The following is a 17,351-nucleotide window of genomic DNA, read 5'->3' on the forward strand; positions in this document are numbered from 1 at the left end:
GCGTGATGGGACGGAGCTTACTCGTACTATTTTTATTGTTCGCCGTTATCGGCCAGGCAAAGGCGTTTGAAGCCTTTGAAGTCGAGGACATTCGGGTTGAGGGCTTGCGACGCATCGATGTTGGTACGGTTCTTAACTATCTTCCCGTTAGCGTAAATGACGTTGTCGACCAGCAAGTCGCGGCCAATGCCATCCGTAGCCTTTATCAGACAGGCTTCTTTCAGGACGTTGGTTTAGAACGCGACAACGGTGTGCTGGTCGTCGAAGTGGTGGAACGTCCGGCCATCGCTCGTATCGAGTTGCGAGGTAACCGAGCTATTGGGGACGACGCTTTGTTGGCCGCGCTGAACGAAGTCGGTCTGGCCGAAGGTCGGGTTTTTAATCGGTTTCTGCTTAACGATATCGAGCGAGAACTGCGTCGCCAATATTTGAACCAGGGGCAGTACGGGATGCAGGTGGAAAGCACCGTCTCGCCGTTGCCAAGAAACCGGGTAGGTATTCGCATCGATGTGACCGAAGGCGATCCGGCGCGAATTCGCGAAATTAACTTCGTCGGGAACGAGGCGGTGGCCGACAGCACCTTGCAAGGTTTGTTTGAGCAGGGTCCGCGTCGTTGGTACCAATTTTTCTCGCGTAGGGATCAATATTCGCGCGAGCAACTGGCGGCTGACTTGGAACGCCTGACATCTTACTACCACGACCGCGGTTATATTAATTTCAATGTAAGCTCAACTCAGGTATCGATTAGTCCGGATCGGCGCGATATCTATATCACGGTCAACGTATCCGAGGGCGAGCAGTACGATATCGGCGACGTTACCCTGGCCGGCAATCTGATCGTCGACGAAGCCGAGTTGCGCGAGCTGTTAGCGACACGACCGGGCGATCAGTATTCGCGCCAGGGCGTTACTCAAAGCAGTAACCGGATACGGGAGCGGCTCGGCCAGGAAGGGTATGCCTTCGCTAACGTTAACCCTGTCCCCGAGGTCGATGAAGATACCAATACGGTATCGTTGGTCTATTATGTCGATCCAGGGAAGCGGGTCTATGTAAGACGGATCAATATCGCCGGTAACTATCGTACTCAGGACGAAGTCATTCGCCGCGAATTACGGCAGATGGAAGGCGGCTGGTTGTCGAGCGATCGCTTGCGGCGTTCGCAAACTCGCCTACAGCGGCTGGGTTTCTTCTCTAACGTGAATATCGAAACGCCCCAAGTGCCGGGGACCGACGATCAGGTCGATGTCAATGTGTCCGTGCAGGAGCAGCTTTCTGGCAGTTTACAGGCCGGTGTCGGCTACGGGGACTATCAAGGTTTTTTGGTTAACTTCTCGGTTGAGCAGGATAACGTACTTGGTACGGGCGATCGGTTGAGCTTCGCCATTAACAACAGTCGCGTTAACCGCATTTATAGCCTGGCCTATACCGAGCGCTATCACACAATCGACGGGGTAAGTCGCAGTTTCAACGCAAGCCTAAGGGAAACCCAGGCGAGCCGTGCGGATTTGTCCGACTACGGGGTTCGTGCGGGCAACTTGGGGGTTGGCTATAACATTCCGATTAACGAAGACGATTCGATTAACGTCCAGTTCTCCTACGAGAACCTGCGGTTAGACGTGAGCGATACTACCGCGGCTCGAATTCTCGACTTCACCGACGAGTACGGCGAGCGTTTCGATAACTATAAGGCGACTTTAGGTTGGACTCGGGATACCCGTAATCGGGCGTTCTTCCCCAATTTCGGAGGCCGCCAACAGATATCGGCCGCAGTGGCAGTGCCGGGTAGCGATCTAGAGTTCTATAAGCTCAGCTATAACCATAAACGTTGGTTTCCTATAACTGACACCTGGACGTTGTCCGTGGAGGGGCGGCTAGCTTACGGCGACGGCTATGGTAATACCGATGAGCTGCCGTTTTTCGAAAACTATTATGCCGGCGGTATCTCCACCGTTCGGGGCTATCGAGGCAACTCGTTGGGGCCGCGGGACGAGGTCGACGATCGCCCATTGGGCGGTAACGCACGGATTTTAGGTTCGGCTGAGCTTATATTCCCGGTACCGTTTACGGAAGCGCAGTCTCTTAGGCTGTTCGGTTTTCTTGACGGGGGTAATGTTTTCGACACAACTGACGATGGTATAGATCTTGACGAGCTACGTTACTCTACGGGTGTAGGGCTGATCTGGCTTTCGCCGTTGGGTGCATTATCGATGAGTTTAGGCTGGCCGTTGAACGAGGAGCCGGAAGACCGGACGCAGCGGTTCCAGTTCTCCTTAGGGACATTCTTCTGATGAAAAAACGGAACATTTCTTTTTCGAGCACGGCGCTGGTCGCCGTCGTTGCGGTGTTCATGACGCTAGGTGCCGCCGGTGCCGCAGCGGCCGAAAGTCTGAAAATCGGTTTTGTTAACGCCGCGCGCGTCTCTTCCGAGGCTCCGCAAGCGGAGGAGGCGAGGCGTAAGCTTGAAAGCGAGTTTGCCGGCCGCGATCAGGAACTGGTGGCCATGCAGCGCGAAGCGCGGCAGCTCGAAGAGCGGCTGGCCCGCGATGCCGATGTGATGAGCGAGAGCGAACAGCGAGAGCTTGAGCGGCAGTTGGTGAGTCGACAACGTGAAATTCGTCGCGTGCAAGATGAATTTCGTGAAGACTTCAGCATGCGTCGTAATGAGGAGCTTGGTAAGCTGCAACGGCGTATTGTCGAGGCGATTCACGAATTGGCCAAGGAAGAAGGCTTCGATCTAATCGTCAGTGATGGCGTGATTTTCGCCAGCGACCAAGTCGATATTACCAATAAGGTGATTGAACGCCTGGGTACGGGCGAGTCCGGTAGCCGGCGTTAAGTTGCCCCCGTTTCGATCGGAGCGCTTACCGTTGACTGAAAAACGCTACTGCTTGGCTGACCTGGCCGAGCAACTGGAGGTTGAACTCCACGGCAATCCCGACTTGGAAGTCGATCATGTAGCACCGCTGGATCGGGCGCATAAGGGAGCTATCAGTTTTTTTGCCAATCCTCGTTACCGACAGCAGTTGCGCGCTGCGCGTGCAAGTGCTGTCATTCTTGACGGCAAGTCCGTGGACGATTGTCCCACAGCTGCGCTAGTGACGGATAACCCGTATTACATTTATGCGCGTGTTGCGCAATTACTGAACCCGATGCAAGCCCCGGCTGCCGGTATCGCGAGCAGTGCTTTTGTTCACCCGAAGGCGGTATTGGGCGAGGCGGTCAGCATTGGGCCGCACGCGGTTATCGAAGCCGGTGCCCGGCTTGGAGATCGCGTTGTGGTCGGTCCTGGCGCCGTTATCGGAAGCGATGCGGTCGTGGGCGAGGCGTGTATTCTCGGTCCGAACGTTGTGGTTGCTGCCGGTGTGGTGCTGGGCTGCCGAGTGCGCGTTCATGGTGGCGCGGTGCTGGGTGCCGATGGATTCGGTTTTGCGCGCGGCCCGGACGGTTGGGCGAAAGTTCCTCAGCTCGGAGGTTTGCGGATTGGTAACGATGTGGATATCGGAGCCAATAGCACGATCGATCGCGGCGCCTTGGACGACACTGTTATCGAGGACGATGTCAAGATCGACAACTTGGTGCAGATAGGGCATAACGTGCGCGTCGGTAAACACACGGTATTGGCTGGCTGCGCGGGCGTGGCCGGCAGTACGACAATCGGGGAAAACTGTTTGATCGGCGGTGCGACGGCCGTCGCCGGGCATCTTGAGATTGCCTCCGGTGTGACCCTGACGGGTATGACCGGTGTTACCGGCTCGATCGATAAGCCTGGCATGTATTCCTCAGTAACCCCAGTGGCACCGACGCGGCAGTGGCGCAAGAATGCGGTCCGCTTCAACCATCTGGATGAAATGTATCGACGCTTGAAGGCGTTGGAGCAGGAGCTTGCCGAGCTGAAAGGGCAAGCTTCCGAACAAGAATAAGCTTGAGGCACGCTAATGTTGATGGATGTGAAAAAATACTCAGTCACCTTCCGCATCGCTATCCGATGTTATTGGTGGATCGAGTACTCGAGTGCGATGTCGAAGGCATGTCGTTGGTGGCGGTCAAGAACGTCAGCATTAACGAGCCTTTCTTTGCCGGTCATTTCCCGCAAGAGCCGGTCATGCCGGGCGTATTAATCCTCGAATCGCTTGCCCAGGCCTGTGGTCTGTTAGGATTCGCCACCAGTGAAGAGCTGGAGGGCGACCATATTTTTACCTTGTCGGTATTGAGAATGCGCGTTTTAAACGGCCGGTCGTGCCGGGCGATCAGTTGCGTTTAGAGGTTCAGCATCGTCGTACTGTTCGCGGATTGTGGATCTTTGACGCACAAGGCACGGTCGACGGTGCCTTGGTAGCCGAAGCAGAAATCCGTTGCACGATGAGGGAAGTTGAGTGATTGACCCACGCGCTGTCATTGATCCGAAAGCCAAGCTCGGCGCAAATGTCAGCGTCGGCCCGTTTAGCGTTATTGGCGCGGACGTGGAGATTGGCGATGACACTTGGATTGGGCCGCACGCCGTTGTGCAAGGGCCGACCCGAATCGGGCGCGAGAATCGAATCTACCAGTTCGCTTCTATTGGCGAGGCGCCCCAGGATAAAAAGTACCAAGGCGAGCCAACGGTGCTGGAAGTCGGCGACCGCAACCTCTTCCGAGAGGGCGTAACCGTTCATCGCGGAACCGTACAGGGCGGCGGTGTGACGCGTATCGGTAACGATAACTGGATCATGGCCTATTGCCATATCGCGCATGATTGTATCGTAGGAAACAATACGACGTTCTCCAATTCGGCGTCGTTGGCGGGGCACGTTATCGTTGGCGATCATGCGATTCTGGGCGGTTTTTCGTTAGTACACCAATTCTGTCGGATTGGAGCGTATAGTTTCTCCGGCTTCGGTAGCGCTATTAATCGCGACGTTCCTCCTTACGTGATGGTTTCCGGTCAGATGGCTGCGCCGCACGGGATTAATTCGGAAGGGTTGCGTCGTCACGGCAAAGCGCAGAAGTCATCCGGGCGTTAAAACGAGCTTATAAGACCCTCTACAAATCCGGCTTGCGCCTTGAGCAGGCCAAAAGCAGCCTGCGCGACATGGCGGGCGATACCGAAGAGGTGAGCTTGCTGGTCGAGTTCCTCGAGCAAAGTGAGCGCGGCATCGTTCGCTGACGTTAGCGACAACTTTCGGCAACGGGCAACTCCGGGTTTGCGATGCCCCCTGCAGGGCCGGTTGTTTGTCGCACGGTATTAATAATCTTCAAGGCCCCGACGTTTTCGTTGGGGCCGTGTTTATTTCCTGTACGGCCAAGGAAGATTCATGCGTATCGCGGTAGTAGCCGGCGAGTTGTCCGGCGATTTGCTTGGCGCCGGTTTGATTCGCGCGTTGAAGCGTCGTTATCCCGACGCGCATTTCGAAGGCATTGGGGGGCCGGGGATGGCGAGCCAGGGGTTCGACAGCCTCTATCCCCTCGAAACGCTCTCGGTGATGGGGCTGACCGAGGTTTTGGCCCACCTGCCGCGGTTGCTTAAGCTGCGCCGGAGTTTGATCGAGCGCTGGAAAGCCGAGCCGCCCGATGTTTTTATCGGCATTGATGCCCCCGACTTCAATTTGGGGTTGGAAGAGCAGTTACGGCAAGCTGGCATCAAAACCGTTCATTACGTAAGCCCTACCGTTTGGGCCTGGCGGCAGGGGCGCATTCGCAAGATTAAACGTGCCGTCGATTTAATGTTGACCGTGTTTCCCTTTGAAGCCGATTTTTATCGACAACACGACGTTCCCGTGCGCTTTGTCGGGCATACGGCGGCGGATCGCTTTCCTTTAGAGCACGATGTGGAACGCGCGCGCGGTAAGTTGGCCATCGAAGGGAACGACCCTGTTATCGCTATCCTGCCGGGTAGTCGAGTCAGTGAAGTCAGTCGCTTAGGGCCCGTATTTGCAGAAGCGGCGAGTCGGCTTGCGGAACGTTTTCCGGCGGCACGATTCATCGCGCCGATGGCGACCGAGCAAGTTGGGACATTGTTTGCGAAGCAGCTCGCGCAACTGAATCTGACGGACCGGGTTCGTTGTCTGAAAGGGCGCTCCGAACTCGCCATGGGCGCTGCGGACGTTGTGCTGTCGGCGTCCGGCACCGCCACGTTAGAAGCGATGCTGTTAAAACGGCCGACGGTGGTCGGTTATATTGTCTCGCCAGTCAGCTATTGGTTGTTCCGGATGATGATTAAGGTCGATCGTATTGCGATGCCGAACCTGTTGGCTGGCGAAGAGTTAATGCCAGAGTTCATTCAGGGGCGGGCGACGCCGGTTGCGTTAGCCGAGGCGGTGGCCGCTTTGCTTAACAATCCGGACAACGCGGCGGCGCGGCGGGCACGCTGTCTTGAAATTCACAAGGAGTTGCGGCAGCAGGCCGACGAGGCCGCAGCGGAGGCGATCGCCGAGTGTTTGCTCTAGATCAGTTGGAATTAGGTTTTTCCGCGAACGCGGCCCGCATATGCGGGGTCGACGAAGCAGGCCGTGGCCCGTTAGCTGGACCGGTGGTGGCCGCTGCAGTCATACTGGACCCGGCGCATCCTATCGCTGGGGTGGCAGATTCCAAAACCTTACGTGCGAACGATAGAGCCTTGCTTTGCGAGCGCATTCAGGAAAATGCGTTAGCGTGGGCAGTGGGTCGTGCCGAGGTTGAGGAGATCGATCGGATCAATATTCTACAGGCCACCCTGTTAGCGATGCGACGTGCGGTAGACGGCTTAGACGTTCGCCCCGAGCACGCCTTGATCGACGGTAACCGTTGTCCAACGTTGGCATGCGCTGCAACCGCGATCGTTGGCGGAGACCGCAAGGTGGCGGCCATTTCGGCGGCGTCTATCATTGCTAAGCACCTGCGCGATCAAGAAATGGAACAACTGGATGAGGCGTTTCCGGGCTATGGTTTTGCCCAGCACAAGGGTTATGGTACGGCTGCGCATATGGCGGCGCTGCAACGGCTGGGCCCCTGTGCCATTCATCGTAAGTCGTTTCGTCCGGTTCGGGAACTGATGGTAAGTTGCTGAATTAAGGTGCCTGGCACAGCTTGCGATAGGCGCTGCCTGCCGGGTTTCTTCCGCAGTAATTTGCTACTAGCCAATTGAGTGGCCATCGATGAGCGTTAGCTTCGTACATCTTCACCTGCACACTGAATACTCGCTTTCCGACGGCATTGTCCGTATCAAGCCGCTGATCAAAGCGGCGGTTGACGCGGGAATGCCGGCGCTCGCGGTTACCGACCAAGGTAACTTGTTTGGGATGGTGAAGTTCTATGGGGCAGCGATAGCCGCCGGCATTAAGCCGATTATCGGCGCCGACGTGTGGGTGGAGGATGACGGCAGTCCCGAGCAGCGTTCCCGCCTTGTGTTGTTGTGCCGCGATGTCGAAGGCTACAAAGCCCTTAGCCGTTTGCTCAGCCGGAGTTATCTGGACGGACAGCAGCAAGGCCTGCCGGTCATCGCGCGAACATGGCTCGAGAATGATTGTGCGGGACTGATCGCGTTGGCCGGTAAGGAAAGCGAGCTTGGTCGTCTGTTGCTGGGCGGCGATATAAACGCGGTGGACGGCGCGCTAGCATATTGGCAGGAACTCTTTCCAGATGCCTTATATCTTGAGGTTCAGCGGACAGGGCGGCTGGGCGACGAGGATCACCTGCACGCCGCAGTCGAGATGTCGGCTCGCACCGGGGTGCCGGTTGTAGCGAGCAACGACGTTCGGTTTCTCACGGCCTCCGAGTTCGAGGCCCACGAGGCACGCGTCTGTATTCATGACGGTCGAACGCTGGACGACAACAAGCGCCCTCGCCGGTACAGCGAAGAGCAATATTTGCGTACCCAGGAGGAGATGGCGGAACTCTTTGCCGACTTGCCGGAAGCGCTGGAGAATACGATTGAGGTTGCCCGCCGGTGTAATCTTGAGCTAACCCTCGGCGAGAACTTCTTACCTGATTTCCCTATTCCCGAAGGGATGACCATCGATGAGTATCTGCAACAGCAGTCTCATGAAGGCTTGGATGAGCGCTTAGAGGTTTTGGTTGCCGCCGACGATCCCGACCGCGAAGAGAAGATAAAGGAGTATCGCGCGCGGTTGGATCGCGAGTTGGACGTCATTATCCAGATGGGTTTTCCCGGCTACTTTCTGATCGTAGCCGACTTTATCCAATGGGCGAAAGATAACGACATACCAGTAGGCCCAGGGCGCGGTTCCGGTGCGGGCTCCTTAGTCGCTTACGCGCTCAAGATTACCGATTTAGATCCATTAGCTTACGACCTTCTCTTTGAGCGCTTTCTTAACCCCGAGCGGGTATCCATGCCCGACTTCGATGTCGACTTCTGCATGGAAGGGCGCGATCGGGTTATCGACTACGTAGCGCAAAAATACGGCCGCGAGAAGGTTTCTCAGATCGCCACCCACGGCACCATGGCGGCGAAAGCGGTGGTTCGCGATGTGGGGCGAGTGTTAGGGCATCCGTACGGTTTCGTCGATCGAATTGCCAAGCTCGTTCCGTTCGAACTCGGGATGACGCTGGATAAAGCGTTAGAGCAAGAAGAAGAGCTGCGTAACCTTTACAACGAGGACGAGGAGGTCAAAGCGCTTCTCGATATGGCCCGCGCCCTCGAAGGTATGACACGTAATGTCGGTAAGCACGCCGGCGGCGTGGTCATCGCACCGACGGAACTGACCGACTTTTCGCCTTTATTCTGCGAGCCCGGTGGGCAAGGTTTGGCGACCCAGTACGACAAGGACGACGTCGAGGCTGTCGGTCTGGTTAAGTTCGACTTTTTGGGGCTGCGTACGCTGACCATTATCGATTGGACGGTGCAAGCGGTTAACCGGATGCGGCGAGAGCGCGGCGAGGAGCCGCTGGATATCTCCCGGATTCCACTCGATGACGAAGCCAGCTTCGATCTGCTCAAACGCTACGCGACCACGGCTGTCTTCCAGCTGGAGTCGCGGGGTATGAAGGATCTTATCAAGCGGCTGCAGCCGGATAGTTTCGAGGATATCGTTGCGTTAGTGGCCTTGTTTCGTCCCGGGCCCTTGCAATCGGGGATGGTGGACGATTTCATCGACCGTAAGCATGGCCGCGCCGAGGTTGCTTATCCCACACCCGAGCTCCATCACGATGACCTAGAGCCAATCCTGAAGCCGACCTACGGTGTCATTCTCTATCAGGAGCAGGTGCAGCGTATCGCGCAGGTTCTCGGCGGCTACTCACTCGGGGGCGCCGACCTGTTGCGGCGAGCAATGGGGAAAAAGAAACCCGAGGAAATGGCCAAGCAGCGGCAAATTTTCCTAGAGGGCGCGAAGAAGAACGGCCTGACCGAGGAGCATGCCGGCGGCATCTTCGATTTGATGGAAAAATTCGCCGGCTACGGTTTCAATAAATCGCACTCCGCTGCTTACGCGTTACTGTCGTATCAAACGGCGTGGTTGAAAGCCCATTATCCGGCCCCGTTTATGGCTGCCGTGTTGTCTTCGGATATGGATAACACCGATAAGGTCGTAACGCTCATCGAAGAGTGCCGGGAGCAGAAGTTAAGGGTAGAGCCGCCTAATGTTAATCGTTCGAACTACGCGTTCCGCGCGAGCGACGAACGTACGATTATCTACGGTTTAGGTGCGGTCAAAGGCGTTGGTCGGTCCGCTTTGGAGGCCTTGATCGAAGAGCGCGATGACAATGGGCCGTATAAAGATATATTCGATCTGTGCCGGCGGGCTGACCTGCGTAAAGTGAATCGACGAGTGCTGGAAGCCTTGATTCGTGCCGGTTGCTTCGATGAGTTGGCTCCGAACAGGGCGAGTTGTATGGCGACGTTGCCGCAAGCCCTGCAAGCGGCCGATCAGCAATCGAAAGCTATGGCGGCGGGCCAAAACGATATGTTTGGGTTGCTCGGAGACGGGGCACCGGTAGCGATTCCGCAGGAGCTGGTCGAAGTTGACGAGTGGGACGAGGCCGAGCGCCTGACCGCTGAGAAGGAAACGCTCGGGCTCTATCTTACCGGGCATCCTATCGACCGCTACGAGCGCGAGTTGGCGGCGGTAGTGACCGGCAAGATCGCCAGCGTTTTAGCGTCCGCACCGACGCCGACGGAGTCTACGCCCCAGCGCGGTCGACGTAATAACGGCAAGACTGTGACCGTGGCGGGGTTGGTGGTCGCTATGCGAACCCGAAATACGCAAAGCGGTGGTCGAATGGCTTTCCTGACGCTTGACGATCGCAGTGCGCGTATCGACGTGACTATTTTTCCGGAAGCTTTTCAACGCTATCGGCATCTGATTAGTCCGGATAGTTTGTTGTTGGTGGAAGGCAGCTTGGATTACGATGATTTCATTGGCGGTCACCGCGTCAGTGCGGAGAAGCTGCTGGATATCAGCGAAGTTCGCGATGCCTATGCTAAGCGGTTGGTCGTGAAGGTTAATCAGAAGCAGGCCGGCAATGGGTTCATGGCGGCGTTTCAGCAAACCTTGTCGGCTTACCGCGAAGGGCAGTGTCCGGTATGGGTGGAATACTATAATGAATCGGCGAAAGCGGTTTTGCGGCTCGGCGAAGAGTGGCGCGTCAAACCGAGCGACGAACTCATTAAACGCTTGAACAGCCTTGCCGAGCCGGGGGCGGTTCGGGTGGAGTATTAGCTAGGGGTTAAATTCCGCGCGCGGACTTTTTATTGGCTGAGCGGGCGCTACGTATCTACGCCGCACGGTGGCAATGCGCGGGAATAAGCCAACAGTTGTCCGGCGCTTATGGTTGCTGTCCCCGTTTTAGGGCGAAAACGAAACCGCGCCGGGTAATTTAATTACCATGTTGAGTAATACGTGCTTGCCAGCGCCGACATCTGTCGTTAGTGTACTGCGCCAACGGTTTTACATTGCCCCTGTTCGCAATAGATTCGCCTGGGCGAGTGGATTGGGAACCGGAGCGGCAGCGGTCGAACGGAGAACAGTGTAGATAATCATGAGTCTCAACTTTTTAGAATTTGAGCGTCCGATCGCGGAACTCGAAGCGAAGCTCGACGAGTTACGCTTTGTAGGCGATGATAATCACCTCAATATTTCAGAGGAAATCAATCGCTTGCAGGCGAAAAGCCGGCAATTGACGGAGCAGATTTTTTCTTCTCTCGATGCCTGGCAGATCTCTCAGCTAGCACGGCATCCGCAGCGTCCCTACACCATGGACTATGTGACGCGGATCTTTACCGAATTCGAAGAATTACACGGTGATCGCGCGTATGCGGACGATCAGGCCATTATCGGCGGCGTCGCCCGCTTGGACGGTTTGCCCGTTATGGTTATCGGGCATCAAAAAGGCCGGGATACTAAAGAAAAGATTCGCCGCAATTTCGGTATGCCAAGGCCGGAAGGTTATCGTAAAGCGTTGCGGTTAATGGAAATGGCCGAGCGATTCAAGTTGCCGGTGTTGACCTTTATCGATACGCCCGGCGCTTATCCCGGTGTCGGCGCGGAAGAGCGCGGGCAGAGCGAGGCGATTGCACGCAACCTATTGGTGATGTCCAAGTTGCGGACGCCTATCGTTTGTACGGTAATCGGCGAAGGCGGATCCGGTGGCGCGCTCGCCATTGGGGTCGGCGACCGGGTATTAATGCTGAGTTACAGTACCTATTCGGTTATTTCCCCCGAAGGTTGCGCTTCTATTCTTTGGAAAAGCGCGGACCGGGCAGCGGATGCGGCGGAGGCGATGGGTATTACGGCGCCGCGCTTGAAGTCGTTAGGCCTGGTCGATGACGTTATTGAGGAGCCCCTGGGCGGCGCCCACCGCGATGTCGATGTGATGGCCGAACGCCTGAAGAACAGCTTGTTAGAGCAGTTGTCCGGTTTGAATACGACACCGGTTAACGCGCTGCTCGATCAACGCTATCAGCGTTTGATGAGTTTCGGTAACTTTAAAGACTGATTGGCGCCCCGTCTAAAGGTCGGGCAATCGCAGGAGGCTATAGCGCGGCTTGCCGGCGGTGCGGCCAGAGGGCCGGGGTTGAAAATCCGCAAGGGTTTCTCAACCCCGGCCATCCTAATCAAACCATTCATTCATGATACGGCGGCGGTAGGTCGATGGCGGCTTTTACTAGCGCGGCACTGCAGCGGACGCTGCAACGCTATCCGTTGCCACACCGATACTGGGTTGCCTTCAGCGGCGGCCGGGACTCCCTTGCCCTCTTGCATGCACTGAGTAAGCTGCGGCCGCAGCTTGCGCCGGCGACAATCCATGCTATTCACGTCGACCATGGCCTGCAGGCAGTATCGGCGGCTTGGGCGGAGCATGCTGTTACACTCTGTAAGGCGCTACAGGTTGAGCTGACCGTGCGCCAAGTTAAGGTTCGGCCAGAGCCTGGCGAAGGAGTCGAGGCCGCCGCGCGGCGCGTTCGTTATGCGGTATTCCAGCAGGTTGTCGAGGCGGGGGATTGTTTGCTAACCGCGCATCACCGCGACGACCAAGCGGAAACGTTACTGTTGCGTTTGCTGCGTGGTAGCGGCGTTCACGGTTTGCAGGGAATGCCCGAGGAGCGCACCCTCGGGGCGGGAAGACTGCTAAGACCATTGCTTGGTTTTCCCCGGAGTGCGTTGGATAGTTACGTCCGCGAGCAGGGATTAGAGTGGGTTGAAGACCCGAGCAATGCAGAATTGGAGGCAGACCGGAATTATCTGCGCCATGTCGTCTTGCCGAGTATGTGTAAACGCTGGCCGGCAACAACTCAGGTGCTGACCGCTACCGCCGGGCGAATGAGCGAAGCTGCCGAATTGTTGGATGAATTAGCGCAGCAGGATTGGCAGGTAGTGCGTGCTGGTGACAGGCTTGTCGTCGAGCAGTTGCGCCGCCTGACGGATGCGCGTCAGCGTAATCTGCTGCGTTACTGGATTCGTCGCAGGGGGCTCCTGCCGCCTACCCACGCCCGTCTCGCCTCGGGGCTTGAGGCTTTGTTGACCGCGGGGGAGGATAGGCAACCCATACTGGAATGGGGAGGCGGGGCTGTGCGCCGTTATCGGCAGCATCTTTACCTAACGCCTCCGCTGTCGCCGCCGCCGAAGGGCGAGTACCGTTGGGATCTTTGCGAAGAGCTTGTCGTGTCGGGGATGGGGCGTTTACAGGCCATGCTCGGAGTGGGCGGTTTGCGCATCGATTTGCAGGGTAAGCGTCTTTGCGTTCGTTTTCGCCGAGGCGGGGAGCGTTGCCGGTTGGCGGGCGAAGGCCATAGTCGAAGCCTAAAGAAGCTGCTACAAGCGTCGGCGCTACCGCCCTGGCAGAGAGAGCGGTTGCCGCTTCTTTATCTTGACGATACGCTAATTGCAATTGGCGATTGCTGGATTTGCGAAGGCTTTCAGGCCTCGCCGGAGAAGGACGGTATACACTTGCGCTGGGATCCTGAAGGGTGATCGCCAATTGTGATATAACCGCCATTCTGTTAACGTTTACCCCGTCCAGAGCCCCCATACTCTCTAAGCGCGCAGAGTTCATATGACGCGATATATTTTTATTACAGGCGGTGTCGTTTCCTCTTTGGGTAAAGGGATAGCGGCCGCCTCGCTAGGTAGTATTTTGCAAGCCCGTGGCCTTAAGGTCACCATGATCAAGCTGGATCCGTATATCAACGTCGATCCAGGGACAATGAGCCCGTTCCAGCACGGCGAAGTGTTCGTCACCGAAGACGGCGCCGAAACCGATCTGGACTTGGGCCATTACGAGCGTTTTCTACGCATTCATGTATCGCGGCTGAACAATTACACGACGGGGCGTATTTACGAAAATGTTATTCGTAAAGAGCGTCGCGGCGAGTACTTGGGCGGCACGGTACAGGTTATTCCGCATATTACCGACGAGATCAAACGCTCCGTTATCGAAGGCGCGGGCGATGTCGATGTCGCCTTGGTCGAAATCGGCGGTACCGTCGGCGATATCGAGTCGCTTCCGTTTCTGGAGGCCATTCGCCAGATGGGTGCCGAGCTTGGGCGCGATCGTTGCCTATTCGTGCACCTGACACTGGTGCCGTTCATCGGTGCTGCCGGCGAGATGAAAACCAAGCCGACCCAGCACTCGGTGAAAGAGTTGCGTTCGATCGGTATTCAGCCGGATATTCTTCTATGCCGATCGACTCGCCCGATTCCGGAGGACGAACGGCGTAAGATCGCCCTGTTTACCAATGTCGAGCAGCGGGCGGTGATTTCCTCGCTGGATGTCGACAACATCTACAAGGTTCCCCAGGTTCTCCATGCGCAAGGCTTGGACGACATCGTGGCCGAGAAACTGCGGCTCGATCTGCCGCCGGCGGATCTGTCGGATTGGCATTATGTGGTCGACGCCATGGCTTACCCGCAAGGGGAAGTGACCATCGCCATGGTCGGCAAGTACGTCAACCTGGCCGACGCGTATATGTCGTTGAACGAGTCGCTGCGACACGCCAGCGTGCAGACGCGGCGGCGAGTGAACATCCGTTACGTCGATTCCGAAGAGCTTGAGCGCGAAGGCGTCGAGCAGCTGGCGGATGTCGATGCCATTCTGGTGCCGGGCGGTTTCGGCGAGCGCGGCGTCGAAGGTAAGATTATGGCAGCGCGCTATGCGCGTGAGCATAAGCTTCCTTATCTCGGCATCTGTCTCGGTATGCAAGTCGCCGTGATCGAGTTCGCGCGCCATGTTGCCGGGCTGGAACATGCCCATAGCACCGAGTTTAAGGCCGACACGAAACATCCGGTAATCGGTTTGATTACCGAATGGATGACGGAGGAAGGTTTGCGCGAAGTGCGTAACGCCAATTCCGATCTAGGCGGCACGATGCGCCTTGGGGCGCAAGCGTGTAGTCTTGAGAAAGACTCGCTGGCCGCTTCCGTCTACGGATCGGAGCAGATTTCCGAGCGGCACCGTCATCGCTACGAGTTTAATAATCAATACCGGGAACCGCTAGAGCAAGCGGGGCTTAAGTTCTCGGGTTGGTCGGGTGACGGGAATTTGGCGGAAGTCATTGAATTACCGGATCACCCGTGGTTCCTTGCTTGTCAGTTTCACCCGGAATTCACCTCGACGCCGCGCGACGGTCACCCGTTGTTTACGCGCTTTATAGAGGCGGCGGCCGAGTATCGGAAAGCGGGCAAGCAGGCGGATGTCGCTACGGCCAAAGTACCGTAGCGACGACGCCCTACGAGAGGGTTAGTATCTTATGTCGACTATCGACTTATGCGGTTTCAAAGCCGGCTTAGACCAACCGTTTTTTCTGATTGCCGGCCCCTGTGTGGTCGAGTCGGAGCAATTGGCGCTGGATAGTGCCGGCGAGCTGAAAGCGATTTGCGAGCGGCTCGGTATTCCGTTTATCTACAAATCGTCTTTCGATAAAGCGAACCGCTCTTCTCATGGCAGCTTTCGCGGCCCCGGCATGGAAGAAGGGCTGCGGATTCTCGATGAGGTCCGGCGTCAGATCGGGGTGCCGGTGCTTACCGATGTGCATGAAGACACGCCGCTTGACGAAGTCGCTGCCGTCGTGGACGTGTTGCAGACGCCGGCCTTCCTTTGTCGACAGACGAACTATATCCAGAATGTCGCTCGCCAAGGTAAACCGGTCAATATCAAGAAGGGGCAATTCCTAGCTCCTTGGGATATGAAAAACGTTGTCGATAAAGCGAAAGCCGTCGGTAACGAGCAGATCATGGTCTGCGAGCGCGGCGTCTCGTTCGGCTACAACAATCTTGTATCCGATATGCGCTCCTTAGCGGTTATGCGTAATACGCAGTGCCCTGTCGTATTCGACGCCACCCACTCCGTGCAATTGCCGGGTGGGCAGGGTAGCGCTTCCGGCGGGCAGCGCGAATTCGTACCCGTACTTGCGCGGGCGGCGGTTGCTGCCGGCGTTGCCGGTCTTTTCATGGAAACCCATCCGAATCCTGAAAAAGCCCTGAGCGACGGCCCCAATGCATGGCCGTTGCCGCGGATGGAAAGCTTGCTGCAAACCTTGCAAGTGCTCGATAACGCTGTCAAAGCACAAGGTTTTCCCGAGCAGGAGCTTATGGGCGACTGACTAAAAGCTTAATTTATAAATGGAGGGAACAAGAACAATGGCGAAGATAACGTCGATTCTCGCCCGTGAGATTATCGATTCCCGCGGTAACCCAACCGTCGAGGCGGATGTGACCCTGGAAGACGGCACCCTAGGCCGGGCAGCCGTACCTTCCGGCGCGTCTACGGGAACACGCGAAGCTGTGGAATTACGTGATGGCGATCAGCAGCGTTATCTTGGCAAGGGCGTCCGCAACGCGGTGAATAACGTTAACACCACGCTCAAGGATGCGCTTGTCGGAATGGATGCCAATGATCAGCGGACTATCGACGAGCGCATGATCGAGCTCGACGGCTCCGATAACAAAGGCCGTCTTGGTGCCAATGCATTGCTCGCCGTTTCGTTGGCTGTTGCCCATGCAGCCGCGAAAAGTAAGGGCGAATCCCTGTTCAAGCATTTGAATCCGAGCGGGCCCTACGCTTTGCCGGTGCCGATGATGAACATCCTCAATGGCGGTGCGCACGCCGATAACAGCGTCGACATTCAGGAATTCATGGTCATGCCGGTTCGCTTCGAGAGCTTCTCCGAAGCCCTGCGCTGCGGTACGGAGATCTTCCACGCGTTGAAGAAAGTCCTGAAAGCGCGGGGTTTGAACACAGCCGTTGGCGACGAAGGCGGTTTTGCGCCCGATTTGCCGTCCAACGAAGCTGCTCTGGAAGTGATTCGCGAGGCGACCGAGCAGGCCGGCTACAAACTTGGCGAAGATGTCTACCTTGCCTTGGACGTCGCCAGTTCCGAGTTCTACAAAGACGGCGTCTATAATCTCGAATCCGAGGGCCGGACCTTTAGTTCCGCCGAATTTGTCGATTACCTGGCCGACCTTGCCGACCGTTACCCGATCATTTCCATCGAGGACGGTATGGACGAGAGCGACTGGGACGGCTGGAAACTGCTGACCGACAAGCTGGCGGACCGCGTGCAACTGGTGGGCGACGATTTGTTCGTCACCAACACGCGGATTTTGCAGGAAGGCATCGATAAGGGTGTTGCTAATTCCATCTTGATCAAGTTGAACCAGATCGGCACCCTGACCGAAACCTTGGATGCGATCAAAATGGCTGCCGACGCCAACTACTCGTCGATCGCCTCCCACCGCTCGGGCGAAACGGAAGACACCACCATTGCCGATTTGGCCGTTGCCAGCCAGTCGACCCAAATCAAAACGGGTTCGTTGTGCCGGTCCGACCGCGTTGCCAAATATAACCAGTTGCTGCGCATCGAGCAGGAGCTGGGGGGCAAGCGGTTTATGCGGGCACGCAAGCGTTCCCTAATCTGAAGCGCTTCTAAACCGCGTTTGGCGAGC

10 protein-coding genes and 3 pseudogenes are annotated in these 17,351 nt (G+C 56.8%); all 13 read left to right on the forward strand.

Going from position 1 to position 17,351, the window contains the following annotated elements; all coding sequences use genetic code 11:
* Positions 1 to 5 precede the first annotated feature (5 nt).
* The 13 genes and pseudogenes from bamA (at position 6) to eno (ending at position 17,335) form a co-directional block, all read left to right on the forward strand.
* A complete protein-coding gene (bamA, locus tag CAI21_RS13140) occupies positions 6 to 2,288 on the forward strand; it encodes an outer membrane protein assembly factor BamA (protein ID WP_116302704.1) in 2,283 nt (760 codons plus the stop codon).
* Positions 2,288 to 2,836 (forward strand): OmpH/Skp family outer membrane protein, encoded by a 549-nt coding sequence (locus CAI21_RS13145; RefSeq protein ID WP_258868951.1) that lies wholly within the window; start codon positions 2,288 to 2,290, stop codon positions 2,834 to 2,836. Before bamA ends, CAI21_RS13145 begins: the two co-directional genes overlap by 1 nt.
* A 31-nt stretch (positions 2,837 to 2,867) precedes the next feature.
* Positions 2,868 to 3,920: a UDP-3-O-(3-hydroxymyristoyl)glucosamine N-acyltransferase gene (lpxD, locus tag CAI21_RS13150; protein ID WP_116302769.1), complete on the forward strand. Its 1,053-nt coding sequence runs from the start codon at positions 2,868 to 2,870 to the stop codon at positions 3,918 to 3,920.
* A 65-nt stretch (positions 3,921 to 3,985) separates the two neighbouring features.
* Positions 3,986 to 4,377 (forward strand): annotated as a pseudogene (gene fabZ, locus CAI21_RS13155) (3-hydroxyacyl-ACP dehydratase FabZ).
* A pseudogene (gene lpxA, locus CAI21_RS13160) lies at positions 4,374 to 5,143 on the forward strand (acyl-ACP--UDP-N-acetylglucosamine O-acyltransferase). Before fabZ ends, lpxA begins: the two co-directional pseudogenes overlap by 4 nt.
* 148 nt (positions 5,144 to 5,291) lie before the next feature.
* Positions 5,292 to 6,422 carry a lipid-A-disaccharide synthase gene (gene lpxB, locus CAI21_RS13165; protein ID WP_116302705.1) on the forward strand — a complete coding sequence of 377 codons (1,131 nt, stop codon included), beginning with the start codon at positions 5,292 to 5,294 and terminating at the stop codon, positions 6,420 to 6,422.
* Complete coding sequence (rnhB, locus tag CAI21_RS13170) at positions 6,410 to 7,021, forward strand: ribonuclease HII (RefSeq protein WP_181919417.1); 612 nt, start codon at positions 6,410 to 6,412, stop codon at positions 7,019 to 7,021. Before lpxB ends, rnhB begins: the two co-directional genes overlap by 13 nt.
* An 88-nt stretch (positions 7,022 to 7,109) precedes the next feature.
* Positions 7,110 to 10,631 carry a DNA polymerase III subunit alpha gene (dnaE, locus tag CAI21_RS13175; protein WP_116302706.1) on the forward strand — a complete coding sequence of 1,174 codons (3,522 nt, stop codon included), beginning with the start codon at positions 7,110 to 7,112 and terminating at the stop codon, positions 10,629 to 10,631.
* Positions 10,632 to 10,950: 319 nt separating this feature from the next.
* Positions 10,951 to 11,907, forward strand: a complete 957-nt coding sequence (gene accA / locus CAI21_RS13180; protein WP_116302707.1) for an acetyl-CoA carboxylase carboxyl transferase subunit alpha — start codon at positions 10,951 to 10,953, stop codon at positions 11,905 to 11,907.
* A gap of 155 nt (positions 11,908 to 12,062) precedes the next feature.
* Positions 12,063 to 13,382: a tRNA lysidine(34) synthetase TilS gene (gene tilS, locus CAI21_RS13185; protein ID WP_116302708.1), complete on the forward strand. Its 1,320-nt coding sequence runs from the start codon at positions 12,063 to 12,065 to the stop codon at positions 13,380 to 13,382.
* An 82-nt stretch (positions 13,383 to 13,464) separates the two neighbouring features.
* On the forward strand, positions 13,465 to 15,126 hold the full coding sequence (locus tag CAI21_RS13190) for a CTP synthase (protein WP_116302709.1): 1,662 nt from the start codon (positions 13,465 to 13,467) through the stop codon (positions 15,124 to 15,126).
* Positions 15,127 to 15,166: 40 nt separating this feature from the next.
* The gene (kdsA, locus tag CAI21_RS13195) at positions 15,167 to 16,009 is read left to right on the forward strand and encodes a 3-deoxy-8-phosphooctulonate synthase (RefSeq protein ID WP_116302771.1); all 843 of its coding nucleotides are present in this window, start codon (positions 15,167 to 15,169) and stop codon (positions 16,007 to 16,009) included.
* Between the two features lie 37 nt (positions 16,010 to 16,046).
* Positions 16,047 to 17,335, forward strand: a pseudogene (gene eno, locus CAI21_RS13200) (phosphopyruvate hydratase).
* The last annotated feature ends 16 nt before the right edge of the window (positions 17,336 to 17,351 follow it).

It is taken from the genome of Alkalilimnicola ehrlichii, from assembly GCF_003399765.1.
Taxonomy (GTDB): domain Bacteria; phylum Pseudomonadota; class Gammaproteobacteria; order Nitrococcales; family AK92; genus AK92.

Bases quoted from the DNA above. Each gene is read 5' to 3' on its own strand.
- bamA (WP_116302704.1), top strand. From the start codon at position 6: ATGGGACGGAGCTTACTCGTACTATTTTTATTGTTCGCCGTTATCGGC.
- accA (WP_116302707.1), top strand. From the start codon at position 10,951: ATGAGTCTCAACTTTTTAGAATTTGAGCGTCCGATCGCGGAACTCGAA.
- CAI21_RS13190 (WP_116302709.1), top strand. From the start codon at position 13,465: ATGACGCGATATATTTTTATTACAGGCGGTGTCGTTTCCTCTTTGGGT.
- tilS (WP_116302708.1), top strand. From the start codon at position 12,063: ATGGCGGCTTTTACTAGCGCGGCACTGCAGCGGACGCTGCAACGCTAT.
- dnaE (WP_116302706.1), top strand. From the start codon at position 7,110: ATGAGCGTTAGCTTCGTACATCTTCACCTGCACACTGAATACTCGCTT.
- CAI21_RS13145 (WP_258868951.1), top strand. From the start codon at position 2,288: ATGAAAAAACGGAACATTTCTTTTTCGAGCACGGCGCTGGTCGCCGTC.
- lpxB (WP_116302705.1), top strand. From the start codon at position 5,292: ATGCGTATCGCGGTAGTAGCCGGCGAGTTGTCCGGCGATTTGCTTGGC.